The sequence below is a fragment of the Psychrobacillus sp. FSL K6-1267 genome (assembly GCF_038003265.1).
GTDB classification, from domain to species: domain Bacteria; phylum Bacillota; class Bacilli; order Bacillales_A; family Planococcaceae; genus Psychrobacillus; species Psychrobacillus faecigallinarum.
The window spans coordinates 156,471-172,188 of record NZ_JBBOOR010000001.1 but is presented as its reverse complement, the minus strand read 5'-3'; the positions used below and the strand labels follow the sequence as shown (position 1 = coordinate 172,188).

The 15,718-nt window shown below is 37.3% G+C and carries 18 protein-coding genes; 10 read left to right on the top strand and 8 right to left on the bottom strand.

The genetic code is table 11. The features are described 5' to 3' along the window. Positions 1-67: 67 nt before the first annotated feature. On the bottom strand, positions 68-415 hold the full coding sequence (locus tag MHB55_RS00900; RefSeq protein WP_144538334.1) for a DUF6054 family protein: 348 nt from the start codon (positions 413-415) through the stop codon (positions 68-70). Positions 416-1,343: 928 nt separating this feature from the next. On the opposite strand from MHB55_RS00900, the gene MHB55_RS00895 reads away from it, so the two are divergent. After that, complete coding sequence (locus MHB55_RS00895; protein ID WP_144538333.1) at positions 1,344-1,658, top strand: DUF3243 domain-containing protein; 315 nt, start codon at positions 1,344-1,346, stop codon at positions 1,656-1,658. Next, positions 1,648-1,860: a hypothetical protein gene (locus tag MHB55_RS00890; RefSeq protein WP_144538332.1), complete on the top strand. Its 213-nt coding sequence runs from the start codon at positions 1,648-1,650 to the stop codon at positions 1,858-1,860. The genes MHB55_RS00895 and MHB55_RS00890 overlap by 11 nt, the downstream gene beginning before the upstream one ends. A 255-nt stretch (positions 1,861-2,115) precedes the next feature. Here the strand turns inward: MHB55_RS00890 and MHB55_RS00885 are convergent, their stop codons facing one another. From MHB55_RS00885 to MHB55_RS00875, 3 genes are read right to left on the bottom strand one after another with little or no spacing between them, the layout of a single operon-like run. Further along, positions 2,116-2,505 carry a DnaJ family domain-containing protein gene (locus MHB55_RS00885; RefSeq protein WP_340862352.1) on the bottom strand — a complete coding sequence of 130 codons (390 nt, stop codon included), beginning with the start codon at positions 2,503-2,505 and terminating at the stop codon, positions 2,116-2,118. 9 nt (positions 2,506-2,514) lie between these two features. Continuing rightward, entirely contained in the window at positions 2,515-2,961 is a 447-nt protein-coding gene (locus MHB55_RS00880; protein WP_154311919.1) for a PH domain-containing protein, read from the bottom strand. An 11-nt stretch (positions 2,962-2,972) separates the two neighbouring features. Continuing rightward, positions 2,973-4,061 (bottom strand): AI-2E family transporter, encoded by a 1,089-nt coding sequence (locus tag MHB55_RS00875; RefSeq protein WP_144538329.1) that lies wholly within the window; start codon positions 4,059-4,061, stop codon positions 2,973-2,975. A gap of 139 nt (positions 4,062-4,200) precedes the next feature. Here MHB55_RS00875 and MHB55_RS00870 point away from each other — a divergent pair, with 139 nt between their 5' ends. After that, a complete protein-coding gene (locus tag MHB55_RS00870) occupies positions 4,201-4,641 on the top strand; it encodes an NUDIX hydrolase (protein WP_144538328.1) in 441 nt (146 codons plus the stop codon). Positions 4,642-4,955: 314 nt separating this feature from the next. On the opposite strand, the gene MHB55_RS00865 is transcribed toward MHB55_RS00870, so the two are convergent. After that, the gene (locus MHB55_RS00865; RefSeq protein WP_154311920.1) at positions 4,956-6,395 is read right to left on the bottom strand and encodes a DEAD/DEAH box helicase; all 1,440 of its coding nucleotides are present in this window, start codon (positions 6,393-6,395) and stop codon (positions 4,956-4,958) included. 275 nt (positions 6,396-6,670) lie between these two features. Between MHB55_RS00865 and MHB55_RS00860 the strand changes: the two genes are divergently transcribed. Continuing rightward, the gene (locus MHB55_RS00860) at positions 6,671-6,892 is read left to right on the top strand and encodes a DUF2187 family protein (protein ID WP_144538323.1); all 222 of its coding nucleotides are present in this window, start codon (positions 6,671-6,673) and stop codon (positions 6,890-6,892) included. Here MHB55_RS00860 and recQ read toward each other — a convergent pair. Together recQ and MHB55_RS00850 are read right to left on the bottom strand one after the other, a co-directional pair. Next, complete coding sequence (gene recQ / locus MHB55_RS00855; protein ID WP_191697307.1) at positions 6,877-8,643, bottom strand: DNA helicase RecQ; 1,767 nt, start codon at positions 8,641-8,643, stop codon at positions 6,877-6,879. The two genes, MHB55_RS00860 and recQ, sit on opposite strands and share 16 nt — an antisense overlap. Before the next feature lie 40 nt (positions 8,644-8,683). Continuing rightward, the gene (locus MHB55_RS00850; protein ID WP_144538321.1) at positions 8,684-8,929 is read right to left on the bottom strand and encodes a hypothetical protein; all 246 of its coding nucleotides are present in this window, start codon (positions 8,927-8,929) and stop codon (positions 8,684-8,686) included. Between the two features lie 277 nt (positions 8,930-9,206). Between MHB55_RS00850 and MHB55_RS00845 the strand changes: the two genes are divergently transcribed. Further along, complete coding sequence (locus tag MHB55_RS00845) at positions 9,207-10,400, top strand: class I SAM-dependent rRNA methyltransferase (protein WP_340862351.1); 1,194 nt, start codon at positions 9,207-9,209, stop codon at positions 10,398-10,400. A 699-nt stretch (positions 10,401-11,099) separates the two neighbouring features. Here MHB55_RS00845 and MHB55_RS00840 read toward each other — a convergent pair. Next, entirely contained in the window at positions 11,100-11,525 is a 426-nt protein-coding gene (locus MHB55_RS00840) for a GatB/YqeY domain-containing protein (RefSeq protein WP_144538319.1), read from the bottom strand. Between the two features lie 140 nt (positions 11,526-11,665). On the opposite strand from MHB55_RS00840, the gene MHB55_RS00835 reads away from it, so the two are divergent. The 5 genes from MHB55_RS00835 to MHB55_RS00815 all read left to right on the top strand — a co-directional run bounded on the left by MHB55_RS00835 (position 11,666) and on the right by MHB55_RS00815 (position 15,701). Beyond that, on the top strand, positions 11,666-12,001 hold the full coding sequence (locus MHB55_RS00835) for an ArsR/SmtB family transcription factor (protein ID WP_340862350.1): 336 nt from the start codon (positions 11,666-11,668) through the stop codon (positions 11,999-12,001). An 18-nt stretch (positions 12,002-12,019) separates the two neighbouring features. After that, positions 12,020-13,315 (top strand): arsenic transporter, encoded by a 1,296-nt coding sequence (locus MHB55_RS00830; protein ID WP_340862349.1) that lies wholly within the window; start codon positions 12,020-12,022, stop codon positions 13,313-13,315. Between the two features lie 21 nt (positions 13,316-13,336). Continuing rightward, entirely contained in the window at positions 13,337-13,756 is a 420-nt protein-coding gene (arsC, locus tag MHB55_RS00825) for an arsenate reductase (thioredoxin) (RefSeq protein WP_144538316.1), read from the top strand. A 92-nt stretch (positions 13,757-13,848) separates the two neighbouring features. Then, on the top strand, positions 13,849-14,295 hold the full coding sequence (locus MHB55_RS00820) for a MarR family winged helix-turn-helix transcriptional regulator (RefSeq protein WP_191697310.1): 447 nt from the start codon (positions 13,849-13,851) through the stop codon (positions 14,293-14,295). Positions 14,296-14,366: 71 nt separating this feature from the next. After that, on the top strand, positions 14,367-15,701 hold the full coding sequence (locus tag MHB55_RS00815; RefSeq protein ID WP_340862348.1) for an NAD(P)-binding domain-containing protein: 1,335 nt from the start codon (positions 14,367-14,369) through the stop codon (positions 15,699-15,701). Positions 15,702-15,718: the final 17 nt, after the last annotated feature.

The window sequence follows — 15,718 nt, the reverse complement described above, 5'->3', positions numbered from 1 at the left end:
ATTTTAAATTTTTAGATTTTTCATTATTTTTGTTGAATAGTAATAATAGACTACAAATATCAAAATATCACTGTTCTACAATATGATTTTCCAATGCTCTTCGGACACTATTCACAAAGTCTCCACCAGCTCCCCAATCAAAACGGAGAAAAGCCCCTTGTCCTCCTCCAGAGGCAACAGCATGAACTTTTGTGTCTCCTTCTAGGTTATCCAATGTAATAGTTAGAGAAGCTCTATTGCTAGTTCTATAATAAAATTTTTCTATTACACAAACAACAACCTCTTGACTTCCCACAGAACGTTTATAAACGTCTAGAACCTTACCAGAAATAGACCCTGTAACAATTGATTCTTCTATCACTCTCAGAGCATTAATAGGTGTAATTTTCACATAAAAATCTCGCACATCTTTCATTGTAAACTCCCCCTTTCTAAATTTACGGTTAAAAAGGTAAAAGGTTCCAAATACTAACGGAAGTATCTATTTTGATTTAGCGCAAAAAATAATCAGCATCTTAATTGCAATCTTTAGGTAGGCTATAAAATTGTCATGCGGTTCATTCCATTTTCTCGTAAATAACTGCTGTTGAATCGCGCATAATAATTAATATATAAACAAATTGGACAAGGACCTTTATAATAGCCATTCCTACTGCTCCAGCATCATCAATAATATATGATTATTATTACTTGCACTTCCATGAAAAAATTTATCGCTATAAAAGTTAATTGGGAATGCATCTACAATTTCAAATCTTTTTTAATCATCTCCTGTCATCACAAGTAATGAGGATTCTGCTTCTAATTTACCTTTACTCTCTTACGAATCCTTAACGATCGCTCTCTTAATGTCATTGTCCACTCGCTATCCATTAATACCTTCACATTTCCTTATAATTTGTCCTGTTTTGCTTTCTTTTATGTCTGGTTCATTCTGTTATTCACAATCCAGATAACATTAAAAAATTGAAGATACAATCCCACCGCTACTATTCCAACTAACCTTGAAAGCCAGGCGAGGTAAAAAATTCATAAAAAAACGACATCACTTAGGATGTCGTTCAAAATATGCACGAACTTAACGTTGAGGGGGTTAAGTCTGCAAAAATTCAGCCACAATTTGGAGAAAAGTTGCTGGTAAGAACCTTCTCACTATTTGAGCAAGCTCTATACGATAATGATAATCATTTTCAATTGGGTTGTCAACTATTTATAAATTTTGGTTTTTACTTGGAATTATAGCTCTTATACTTTTTATAAAAATTTGATTAAAATCTAATATGCATATTCACTAAAACTTTGGGAATAGCTAAGAACAATCCAAAAAAAAGGAGTGAGAAAGAATGGATCGCAAAATAGACAAACAAGTGGAAGTCGCATTGGAAAGCTTCAGTACTGATGAAAAAAATGATATCCTAAAAAACTTTACTACGTTTAAGGACTATCTATCTGACAAAGTGAGAATCGGTGAAAAAATGGGTCTTAGCGATGATACTTTAGCGAAAGCTACTGAAAAAGTTGCTGGATACCTTGCTGCTAACGAAGAACCAAAAAACCGAGAAGAACACCTATTACAGCAATTATGGAAAAGTGCAGATAAAGATCAACAACATGCGCTTAGTCATATGCTTTTAAAGCTTACAAGAAATGAAGGATAGACGGGAAGAATCAGATGGTCGCTTACTCGATAATCCCGATAGGGTAAAGACAACGAAAATGAGTCTGTTTGATATGCATGAAGATATGCAAACCGTCGATGCAATTTCTGTAGAGGATTTAAACATACAGGTGCAAGATGAAAGAAATCATACCCACACAAAAGACCGTTCTTCAAGTGAAGAACGATTTCCCCCAAGATAAGTTTCAAAATGCTCCTAGTAGCAACAAAAAAGAATGCTCCGTTCCCCTCGGAGCATTCTTTTTTTTATTATAAATATACTAAGCATATTAGCACCGATAGCTGTTTTTTTACTATAGCCTAATGTGTCTAAAAGAAAGCTAATACATATCGCAGCTGTAAAAGTTGGTAAAATATAGCCGCCAGTAGGACCAAATAACCCCGCTTAATTGATTTATATATTTAATTATTTTAGGTGCACGAGGTAAGACTATTTCTTAATGCCAACTGTTTAATGCATTTTCTACCGATTCTAATTTCACCGTACTTTTTTGCATTGGAGGTGGGCAGGATTTATTGTAGGCTAAAATCTTTTCATTCACCTTTGTAACTCGGAAGTGCAGATCCTCATTAAGACCCTGTGCATACTTCGTAGCGATATGCTGTAATTCATCACGGATCTCATGCTGTAGCTTGAGCCAATGTGGTTTATATCCGGCATCCTTAGCTACTTTCTGAAAGTGCTGAAAGATGTCCCCCTTAAAATACTCTTCAGAAAGCGGCTTTCCAGCGCCCTTTAAGTTTTCCATCCCACCAGTTTTTTCATAGTTCCTTAGAATGTCCCCCATCAAATCATTCACAGGAGGAATATATTCGTCTTTGTCCATCATTAATCCTCATTTCAAAGAGATATGTGGAGCTTTTTCCGACAAAACTAATAAGAATTTCTGTTGCTCACTAGGCGAAATAATCACACTACCAAGGGTTGCTTTTTTATAGTGAATCTCAATTGCATCCTTGGAAGAAAGAATCCGATAACCAGCTAGGATCTGTGAAGTTTTATTGACCTTCGTAATATCTTCATATGGAATTTTACTTCTGAATGGTCCCCCTTTAATAAATAAATAATTCTCCTTGAAGGAGTATTCAATATCAAAGGTCAACCACAAAATAAACGCAACACACATGACAAACAATGAACTAATAATAATTACAGCTTTTACATCTACATTATCTGACCATAGTTCATAAACTACAGGTACCAGAGTAGCAAGAGCTACTATAGATATCGCACTCATGATTATATAAGTAAAGGTTTTATCAATTTTAGATTTAAAGGTCATCCCATCGCCTCCTAAACAGATTTCGTGGCTGTGTCCTTAATACCTTCCCGGTGGGCATAAATATTTTTCAAAATCGCTTTTACTACCGCATAGGTTGGTACCCCTAAAATGATGCCCATAAGACCGGCAATATTTCCTGCTGCTAAAATAATCGTGATTACCGTTAACGGATGAATATCCAATGATTTACCCATTACATTAGGCGTAATGAAGTTACTTTCAATCTGCTGAGCAACTAGCATAATAATTGCCACATAGATAGCTAACTTAGGCTCTTGAATTAAAGCAATAATGAGAGCAGGCACTAATGATATATACGGCCCTAAGAAAGGAATAACATTCATAATCATCCCAAACAGTGCTAGCAGTAATGCATACTCTAGACCAATAGCTGTATATCCGATAAATAGCATAACTCCCACTAGAAAACTAACAAACAATTGCCCTTGAACATAAGAACGAAGTGTATCGTCAATATCCGATAAAGTTTTACGTATGAAGATTTTCTTTTCACCTTTAAAGAACTGCGTAATGAAAGGAACAAACTTTTCGTGATCCTTCAACATATAGACAAGGAAGAATGGTACAAGAACTAGTAAAAATACCCCTTGGAAAACATTCTGGATGAACTTGACTATAAAACCACCGGCAGATACTGCTATTGTTTCAATTTTTCCGCTTGCGCTATCCAAAGTTGTTTGGAGGGCCTTTGGTAGTTCTCCTATTTTCTCTCGTTGAGAAATTGTGTAATTAATAAAATCTTCTATTTCTTCTACCATTTCCGGTGTATTATTTACCAGAGCATTCACCTGTTTGGTCAATACCGGGCTTACAAGTGCTATAAAGCCCCATATAAGTAGACCAATTACGATAAATACAGATATAATACTTGCCCATCTAGGAAACTTTTTGGATTCTAGCCATTTTTGAAGAGGTCTTGATAAGTAGAAGAGCACCCCTCCTAATAATAACGGCATAAAAATTGCTTGAGCTATTATCATAAATGGAGAGAAAATAGACTTAACTTGCATGAACATAAAAATAATCAATAACGTAAATAAAATTGCAGTTCCAACTTGAAACCATAGTTTTTTAGTCAACTAACTTTCACATCCTCAATGTATGTTTAACTTAATATTCTATACGCATTATCTTTAGGTAAGTTTCACTTATATACGTATCGTAACATTTTTATAGTAAACTGTTAATAAATCTTAATTTGGAGAGGGGGGAAGACTTTTGGAATACTATAAAACACTGCGCCAATATGTTGGTCATCAGCCTCTTATACTTCCTGGGTCAGTCGTGCTAATACTAAACAATAATAAAGAGGTACTACTTCAAGAAAGAGCGACAGGAGTTTATGGTCTGCCTGGCGGTCTAATGGAGCTGGGTGAGAGCTTGGAAGATACTGCACGCCGAGAGGTCTTTGAGGAGACAGGCTTGCGTATAGGTAAACTTACACTATGTCATGTCTATTCTGGTCAAGATTATTATATTGAAAACCCAAACGGAGATACTTTCTATTCAGTTACAGCTGTCTACAAAACAAACGAATTTGAAGGTATTCTTACTCCAGATGGCTTGGAAACTATCTCTCTTCAATTTTTCCCTCCAAATAACTTGCCCGAAGGTATTGTAGCATCTTATCGCACCTTTATAGAGAACGAGCTATTCTAATCACTAGTTATTAAACTTAACATACTAGGTGAAAATCTGTCTCTTTTGATCCAAGAATATACAAAGGAATAAAATGATTAGTAAAAAGTCAGCGGCCTAATGGATGCTGACTTATTTTATCTTATTCATGATATGCCTACTTATCTTTATATTCAAATCGTGGGAATTTTACTACTTCCCACTTCGTCTTGCTTAAGGTGGTATCTAAATCCAAAAACGAGTAAAAATTCACAGCCCTCTTCAAGTAGCCTAACCAAATTTGAAAAGCATTTGCTTTCATACTAAAAAAAGAGAAGGAAAACTCCTTCTCTTTTTTATTTATGGGCAATATGAACTTTTAGAAGTTTACCCTTTATCGTTGTATTTCTCATCTTTTTCAAAACAAGAGGACCTTTTCCATTTAGGATTTCAACGTAGGAAACATTATCTTGAATAGTAATAATACCTATATCATCCGCAGAAATGCCTTCAATTTTAGCTATTGTTCCAACAAAATCTACTGCACGGATTTTCTTCTTCTTCCCGCCATTGAAATATAACTTAGTAATATTAGCGTTCAGCTGCTCGCCCTTCGACTTTTTAAATTCAGGCTGCTCCTGCATTTTCAAATCAAATGCCACGCGATTCTGAGCTACTGCTTCTGCCTTAATTTCACTTCCACTAGGAATTTCAAAGCCAACAAACGCTTCTATTTCTTTCACAAATTTATCTTCATGAGGAGTTGCTAGCATAATGGATTTTCCACTTCTGCCTGCTCGTCCTGTTCGACCTGTCCGGTGAACATAGCTTTCTTGCTCTAATGGCACATCATAATGTACAACATGGGTAATATCTTCAATATCTATACCTCGGGCTGCAACATCCGTAGCTATCAAATAACGGAACTCTCCTCTTCGGAAATCGTCCATTACCTCAAAACGATCCTCCTGCATCATGCCTCCATGAATCTTATCTGCTGTATAACCTTTTTGATCCAGTGCATCTACCAGCTGATCTACGCGCTCTTTAGTACGGCAAAAGATAATACAGCTATCAGGATTTTCTACGATAGTTAATTTTTCTAAAAATGCTAACTTCTGATCATCCTTTACAACATATTTTACGTGCTCAATTTTAGGGGCGTCTTCTTCACCTGCGTCTATTTCTATTGATACTGCATCATTCATATATTTGCCGCTTAACGTTTTTATTTCTTGTGACAAAGTAGCAGAAAATAGCATTGTAGTTCGTTTTTTAGGAAGTAGCTTTATAATAGATTCCACTTGATCTAGGAAGCCCATATTTAACATTTCGTCTGCTTCATCGATAACTAAGTATTCTATCTTGGACACATCCAATGTTCCTTTTTCCATGTGGTCAAGCACTCGACCTGGTGTACCTACAACAATATGTGTTTTTTGTTTTAATGCCAGCTTTTGTTTTGCAAAAGGCGATTTTCCATATAACGCTAATCCTTTAATTCGCTTATAGCGACCGATATTCGTAATATCCTCTTGAACCTGTACTGCAAGCTCTCTTGTTGGAGTTAACACTAATGCCTGAGGCTTATTTTCTTCCCAGTCCACTAACTCACATAAAGGTGTAGCGAAAGCTGCCGTTTTACCACTACCGGTTTTGGATTTCACTAGAATATCTTGCTTTGACAACGCTACTGGTATCACCTTCTGTTGTACCTCGGTTGGTTCTATATATCCTAATTGTTCTATAGCTTGCAATATTTTATCATCTAACTTAAATTCTTTAAAATGCATCATGCATTATCTCCTCTATATGAAACCTTTTTTATCTTGCCATCTATCTCTATCATGAACAAATTCGTTATTCTCAAACCCTTGGATCTATACGTTATATCTAAATAGGTTATATTTCTAATACTTCCCCAAAACTTCTCCTTAAATTCTAAAGAGAGTTCGACAGCTTTCGCAAGGAAACTCTTTTTAATAATCTTAATCTACAATTTTCATCATAGAACTGTGGTATAATTACCATATCGCTCTGTGAGTGAAAATAATTGAAAAGAGGCAGATACATGAGTTTCCAACGACAACCTAAGGACGTTTCACCTTTCGTGGCAGCACGGAAAATTGATGAGAAGATCTCTTTTACACGTAATGATGTTGAAGTACAAGGTACTATTTTTAAAATTTTAGAGCAATCTGTTATTGTCGAAATATCTATGGAGGATGCGAAGAAAATTAATGTTCCTTCCAACCTTACAGTAGTATCTCATAAAAATTATACGGTGCTATAACGAAGTATTTCTTCCAGAAAAGCTTGACCATATTTGTCTCGCTTATTAGCACCTACTCCATGTACATCTAATAATTCATCTTCGGTTTGCGGACGCTTTACACACATGTCTTGTAATGTTTTATCAGAAAATATAACAAACGGTGGAACACCAGCTTCGTCCGCAATTTTTTTCCGAAGTACCCTTAAACCTTCAAATAATGGGTCATTCTTAGCGATTTGCTTTGTGACCGCCACTCCCTTACGAGTTATCTTTCTCTTTCCTAACAACACATCTTTTCCTGCATCTGATATATAAATTGTCGGCATACTACCCTGCTTTACTAATAGTAATCCTTCCGCAATCATAAACTCCATAAGCCCTAAAACTTCTTTAGAGGATTTATTTTTTAAAATCCCATAAGTAGATAGCTTAGTAAACCCAAAATCTACTACTTTTTTGTTTTGAGAACCAGTTAATACCTGAGCGATAATCGTCTTACCAAATTTTTGTCCCATCCTTACCACACAAGATAGAACCATCTGTACTTCCTTTGTTACATCCTGCACTTCTCTGGAATCCGTACAATTTCCACATTGACCACAAGGTTCTCCATTTGGCTCACCGAAATATTGGACAATGTACTGCTGTAAGCAACTTTCTGTATGACAGTAGTCTACCATTCCTTGTAGCTTTTCTAGCTCTTGGGGAATTCGTTCACGGTCCAAAGCCTGATCTATTAAGAATCGTTGAGTTTGTACATCTTGTGATGCATATAGCACGACACATTCACTTGCGAGTCCATCACGACCAGCTCTTCCAGCCTCTTGGTAATAACTTTCCATGTTTTTTGGAAGCTGATAGTGAATGACATATCTGACATTGGACTTGTCAATTCCCATTCCAAAAGCATTTGTAGCCACCATAACTTGTGCCTCGTCTGTTAGAAATCGCTCCTGCTCCTTATTTCTAAATGCCTCAGGCAATCCAGCATGGTATTTAGCTGCTTGAACCCCTGATTTGTTTAATAAATCATACAGCAAATCTACAGTTTTTCTTGTTGCTGCATAAATAATACCAACTTCGTGCGCATTCTTTTTAATAAAATCCTTCAGAAATTTATTCTTGTCTTGTCCAAGTACAACAGAGAACGAAAGATTGGCACGAGCAAATCCAGTAATGACGGTATTGTCGTCATTAATTTGGAGTAAACGACAAATGTCGTCTCGTACAGCTGGTGTTGCTGTCGCTGTTAGTGCTAGTACAACAGGGGGGTCTGTAAATACGTCCTTTAACCGATGGATAGCACGGTAGCTAGGTCGAAAATCATGTCCCCATTGCGAGATACAGTGAGCCTCATCAACTGCTATTAATGGCACCTTCACTTTTTTTAATTGGTTTAAAAAACTTTGAGACTCCAAACGCTCTGGTGCAATATATAGCATTCTATATTGGCCATTCAAAACCTCTTCCATCGTTTCTCTGACTTCTTCTGCCGTCAATGTACTATTGATAAAAGTTGCTGGTATCCCAGCCTGCAACAATGTGTCGACTTGATCCTTCATCAGAGAGATTAGAGGAGAGATTACTATCGTTGTACCATCTAATAATAGGGACGGAATTTGATAGCAAAGAGACTTTCCGCCTCCTGTTGGCATTACGCATAGGCTCGACTTGCCATCCATTACATAGTTTATAATAGTCTCTTGTCCTTCTCGAAAAGAGTCATACCCATAATATTCCTGTAGTAGTTGAGTTGCATTTTCTAGCATGCTGGTCGCTCCTATCTAGTGAAGTAAAAAGGGAAACAGATTATTTTCCGCTTCCCTTCTTTTTATTCCCTGTATTAGTTTGATTTGTTTGGGGTTTTGGATCAACTTTGTCGATGTCTGGTTTTAAGAGGATATACCCTAAGAGAGAGGACACAATAGCTGCACCAAGTGCGATAAGGATCTTATTTATAATAGTCACTTCATTATATTCTTCTTGAGATAAAATAATCGATGCCAATACAGCCACAATTACCATGATCGGTATGATAACTTTTGATTTTTTCAAAGCGAACTTCCTTTCCGACATATAGTTTAGTATACCATAAATTCATAGGGATAATGTGAGTACATGGGTGAAATATGGAATGAGTTTGTTATCTTCTTGAAATGAGCCAATTAAAGTTATGTAAGATATGCCCTCCTACAACTCATTAATTGTCTCGTTTAAGCACTTATGTCTTCTTCTCCATAAATTCCTTAAGCTCCACACCAAATACCCCATTCCTTTTTAAATCTAGTTTCTTATGTGATAATAGAGTAAACACATTTTAAGGATGAATTTGATGAGAAATGAAATAGATATAAAAGTAAAAGAGTTGTTAGCAAATGATTTACAGAAGGGCGTTCCTGTTTTATTGAAGGATGGCTTTCATGAAATAGATTCGCTAGTAGAGGGCACAATCTTAAAGCTGCGTAATCCCGGTGGAAAGTTTATCGGGAAAGGCTACGTCGGAAAGCAAAATAAAGGGATTGGCTGGTTACTTACCAAAAATGAAGCCGAAGCAATTGATACTGACTTCTTCCTAAAGAAAATCACCAGTGCTTTGAAGCATCGGGATGATTATTTTAATAGCGATGATACAACTGCTTTCCGCATCTTTAATGGGGAAGGAGATGGAATCGGCGGTTTAACTATTGATTATTTTGATGGTTTTTATTTAATCAGCTGGTACAGCCAGGGGATTTTTGCGTTTAAGGAGCTAATTTTAGAAGCATTGGAATCTGCTGTCCCTTCCTACAAAGGAATTTATGAAAAGAAACGATTTGATACTAAGGGACAATATTTAGAGGACGACGATTTTGTCAAAGGCAATCGAGGAGAATTCCCTCTCCTAGTAAAAGAAAATGGGGAAAATTTTGCAATATACTTGAACGACGGTGCGATGGTCGGAGTCTTTCTAGATCAAAGGGATGTCCGAAAAAAAATTCGTGATGAGTATGCCAAAGGAAAAAATGTTCTTAATACATTCTCTTATACTGGTGCATTTTCTGTTTTTGCTGCAGCTGGTGGTGCTAAGAAAACTACTAGCGTCGATTTAGCTAAACGTAGTTTGAGCAAAACAACTGAGCAATTTGAGGTAAATGGAATTGACGTTGAGAAGCAGGATATCATCGTCATGGATGTCTTTGATTATTTCAAGTACGCGAAGCGCAAGGAGCTATCCTTTGATATGGTCATTTTAGATCCCCCTAGCTTTGCACGTTCGAAAAAGTATACATTCAGCTCTGCCAAAGATTATACAAAATTATTGAAGGATGCAATTGCTATTACTGAAAAAAATGGTGTAATAGTTGCCTCCACGAACAATGCAACCTTTGGAATGAAAAAATTTAAAAGCTTTGTAGAAAAAGCTTTTAAAGAAAGCAGTCAAAAGTACGTAATTGAGGAAGAATTCTCTTTACCAAATGATTTCCGTACTTCCCCACTTTTTAAAGAGGGTAACTATTTAAAAGTACTTTTCATACGAGCTATATAAGAAAAGGGTAAGCGGCTGTTTCTGCACCGACGAGCAAATGAGGAAATGCGAAGAGGCAGCTCCTCAGCCACCGCAGTAGTTCCTCATTTGACCTCGAGGGGCAAGCCGCTGAAACTGGACAATAAGAAAAGGGTAAGCGGCTGTTTCTGCACCGACAAGCAAATGCGGAAATACGAGGAGGCAGCTCCTCAGCCACCGCAGTAGTTCCTCATTTGACCTCGAAGGGCAAGCCGCTGAAACTGGACAATAAGAAAAGGGTAAGCGGCTGTTCTGCACCGACAAGCAAATGAGGAAATGCGAGGAGGCAGCTCCTCAGCCACCGCAGTAGTTCCTCATTTGACCTCGAGGGGCAAGCCGCTGAAACTGGATAATAAGAAAAGGGTAAGCGGCTGTTTCTGCACCGACGAGCAAATGGAGGCATTTCTTCATTCGATGCAAATATCCTTGGTTGCGCTGAACCGGACAAGTAAGTAAAGGGACAATGTTTTTTCATTACTGCAAGGTTCCGGGTGTTCTCTGCAAGGGTTAAGTAAATTTGTGCAAGGTTCTAACCCTTTTCCGCAAGGTTTTGGACCATTTGTGCAAGGTTTAACCCATTTCCCGCAAGGTTTACAATGCGCTCGATAAGCTACTTTGTTTGGCGCTCCAAGCAAATATAAAAGGGATGGTCGTGATTCAAGTCACGGCCATCCCTTTTTTTTAGATTAAGCTCTTTACCACTTTAGATGTTGTAGCGCCATCTGCTTTTCCTGCTAGTAATGGTTTAGCAATTTTCATTGCATCTCCCATGTTCATTCCCTTAGTAACTCCAGCTTCTGTTAGAGCTGCAGCAATTTCTTCCTCACTTAATTGTTTAGGCAAGAAGCTCTTGAGTAATACCAGCTTTGCTTCCTCTTTTTCGATTAAATCTTCACGTCCTGCATCTTTTGCGCCATCCAATGCTTGGTTTGTTTGTTTTACTTCACGGTTTACTACCGCTACTTCCTCTTCTGGAGTTAAAGAGGATCCTTTTTCTTTTTCTGCTTTATCTAGAGCTGCCTTTAAAAGGGTTAATACTCCCTTAGAAAGCACATCTTTATCACGCATCGCTTGTTTCAATTGATCAAATACTGCTGTTTTTAACATTTTAATACTTCCCTTCTACTTTACATCTCATTTATTTTATTATAGTCCACCTCTTCTTCTGCTGTAAAATTTAGTTGCATTTAATATATAAGCAAAGTATTATATAAGCGATTACTTATATACAAAAGGAGAAATATCTTATGACACAGGAAATAGAACGAGCAGCGAATATATTCAAGCTGTTGGGTGATAAAACACGACTCAGCATGATTAAGATGCTTGAATCTCAAGATTATTGTGTTTGTGAATTTGTGGAGATATTCAAAACTAGCCAGCCTGCCATTAGTCAGCACATAAAAAAATTAAGGGATGCCGAGTTAGTTCGAGAGTCTAGACGGGGCCAATGGATTATCTATTCACTAAATAGAGATAATGAACTCTTTTCGCTTGTGAAGAGCATTCTTGCACATCTGCCGAATCAAGACTTTAACCTGAAGCAGCTAGAGGAACAAGGACGACGTATTTCATGCAAGTAATTATTGGAGGTTTATAAATTGTCACCACTTATTTTAGCAACGATTATTTTTATCGTCACACTTATCTTTGTCATTTGGCAGCCGAGGGGCTTGAATATTGGTTGGTCTGCCTGCGCAGGGGCAATTGTAGCATTGTTAGTTGGGGTCGTCGGATTTAATGATGTCCTAGAAGTTATAGATATCACCTGGAATGCGACCCTTTCCTTTATTGCCATTATCCTTATATCTTTAATCTTGGATGAGATTGGACTTTTTGAATGGGCTGCTCTTCATATGGCTAGAGCAGCAAAAAGCAACGGTATTAAAATGTTTGTCTATGTCAGTCTCCTAGGTGCAATAGTAGCAGCTTTCTTTGCTAATGATGGGGCTGCTCTAATCCTTACGCCAATTGTATTGGCAATGGTTCGTAATTTGAATTTTTCGGAGAAAATGATATTCCCCTTTATCATGGCAAGTGGTTTTATAGCAGATACGACTTCTTTACCGTTTGTCGTCAGTAATCTGGTAAACATTGTTTCTGCTGATTTCTTTGGCATTGGTTTTATAGAATACGCTTCTCGAATGATTCTACCGAATATATTTTCTTTAGCTGCAACTATCCTTGTATTGTTGTTTTATTTTAGAAAAAGTATCCCAAGAACGTATGATTTAACAAGGTTAAAAGAGCCTAAAGAAGCTATAAAAGATAAGAAAATGTTTCATCTATCCTGGTTTGTGCTTTCTATTTTATTAGTTGGTTACTTTACAAGCGAATTTATAGGACTTCCAGTTTCAATTGTAGCAGGTTTGGTTGCAATATTTTTTATTGTTATGGCAAGAAAAAGTACGGTTGTGGATACTCGAGCTGTAGTAAAAGGAGCACCCTGGAATATTGTCTTTTTCTCTATTGGTATGTATGTAGTCGTTTATGGCCTTGGAAATGCTGGTTTGACACATGCTTTGGCAAAGATTATTGAGGGAGCAGCAGAACACGGATTATTTACTGCAACGATGTCTATGGGCTTCATTGCTGCATTCTTATCATCAATCATGAACAATATGCCTACTGTAATGGTCGATGCCTTAGCTATAGCCGAGACGAATACTACGGGCACGATTAGGGAGGCACTTATATATGCCAATATAATAGGTTCCGACTTAGGTCCTAAAATTACACCTATCGGATCACTCGCAACCCTTGTTTGGCTTCATGTTCTTTCACAAAAAGGCGTTAAGATTTCTTGGGGAGTATATTTTAAAACAGGTCTTATCTTAACAATACCTATATTATTCATTACACTCTTAGGATTATATTTATCCTTAATAGCCTACTAAAAATAAAGGAGTAGATCTAATATGACCAACAAAATAATTTACTTTTTGTGTACGGGTAATTCCTGCAGAAGTCAAATGGCAGAGGGCTGGGCTAAACACTATTTAAGCAAAGACTGGACAGTAAAAAGCGCTGGAATTGAAGCTCATGGTCTTAATCCCAACGCTATAAAAGCCATGAAAGAGGCTGGCATTGATATTTCTAACCACACTTCGGATATTATTGATGAGGAAACACTTCATCAAGCAGAACTAGTTGTCACTCTATGTGGAGATGCTGCAGATAAATGCCCCGTCACACCTCCTCACGTAAAGAGAGTGCATTGGGGGTTTGATGATCCTGCCAAAGCAGATGGCTCGGAAGCACAAAAATGGAGCACCTTCCAGCGAGTTCGTGATGAAATTGGAGAAAGAATTAAGCACTTTAGCGAATACGGAAAGTAAATATAACTTCGAGCATAAAAAGCTCGAAGTTTTACAGAAAATAGTTGTATTTTACAAATAACTAGCATATGCTATATTCAGAGGTGAAACACATGGATAATAAACGAGAGCTTTTTCAAATACTTACACGTAGATTTGGATTATTAAATAAAAATTGCTGTACAATAGGGGCGGTGGACGTTTCCACCATACAAAGCCATATTCTCTATGAAATCGATAAACAGCCAGAAAGGTCCATGCAACAAATTGCTGAAGCTCTTGCAGTAGATATCACCACCTTTAGTAGACAAATTCAAACATTAGTTAAGATGGAATTAGTAAAGAAAACACCATCACATACAGACAAAAGAGTTTATCTACTTTCTTTAACAACTCAAGGCAAGTTCGTCGCTACAACTATAGACCAATCGATGAATGACTATTTAGAAGAAGTATTTTCCCATATGAATGATTTTGAAAAAGAAACTGTCATTCGCTCGATTCAATTATTGAATCAGGCGATGGCCAAATCAACTGTTTGTTGTACCCCACTACTTTAAGCAAGTGAAAGCTTGCTTAAAAAAACAGTAATTACTTGCAATTTACAAATAATATATTGGAGGTTATTTAAATGAATAAAATACAATTAAAGCCTATTAGCACTGGATGCTGTTGTTCTCCTTCTGAAAAAGTTGAACCGAGCAAAGATTTACCTATTGCCATTATTGGTGCTGGACCAATTGGTTTAGCTGCTGCTGCTCATTTGGTAAATGCAGGAGAACGTTTCATAATTCTTGAGTCAGGTCAAAATGTTGGCCACCATATTACTTCTTGGGGGCATGTTCGTTTATTTTCCCCATGGCAATATAACGTGGATAAAGTTGCGAAGAAATTGTTGGAGAAACAGGGGTGGATTGCTCCAAATCCTGAGGAACTTCCTCTAGGTCAAGAACTGGTTAGCAATTATTTAGAGCCTTTAGCTAGTCTTCCAGAAATAAAGAGCTATCTTTTCCTTAATACGAGAGTATTATCTATTAGCAAAAAAGGATTAGATAAAATGAAGACTGCTAATCGATCAGATGCCCCCTTCATACTTTACACGGAGCAAGGCGGACTATCGAATAGAATCGAAGCGAGAGCTGTTATTGATGCAACTGGAACTTGGTCCAATCCAAATCCCATTAATGCAGACAATATATGGACTAATAAGGAAAAAGATTTAAAAGATCATATATATTATGGAATTCCTCATATTCTTGGATCAGCTTTACAAAAATACAAAGGAAAACGAGTAGCGGTTGTTGGTGGTGGTCATTCGGCTATCAATACAATTCTAGAGCTCGCTCAGTTAAAAGACAATGTGAAAATCACATGGATTATGAGAAAGAAAAATGTAGAATCTGCATATGGAGGAGAGGAAAAGGACGCACTTGCAGCTCGAGGGGAATTAGGAAGTAAAATTCACCAGTTAATCGATTCAGGCAAGATTCAAGTATTTACACCATTCCACATCCACCAGCTTATCAAGACAGAGAAAGGTATTGAGATTGGTGGAGAATTCGCGAGCAAAGAGATGGTTCTCCCACCTGTCGATGAAATAATTGCTAATACAGGTAGTCGTCCAGATCTTTCCATGACAAGAGAGATTCGATTAAGCATTGATACTGCTACCGAGAGCGTAGAGGCTCTGGCTCCGTTAATCGACCCTAATCTTCATAGCTGTGGAACAGTTCGTCCTCATGGAGAAGAAGAATTACGACAGCCTGAAAAGGGATATTACATTGTTGGTATGAAAAGCTATGGTCGAGCACCTACATTTCTAATGGCTACAGGATATGAGCAAGTGCGCTCTATCGTAGCATATCTGACGGGAGATTTGGTTTCTGCCAAAAATGTTGAGTTAGATTTGCCAGAAACCGGTGTTTGTAGTGTGAATTTGAATGACCCAGCATCTACTTGTTGCTAGGAAAAGCGTGTAGGCTC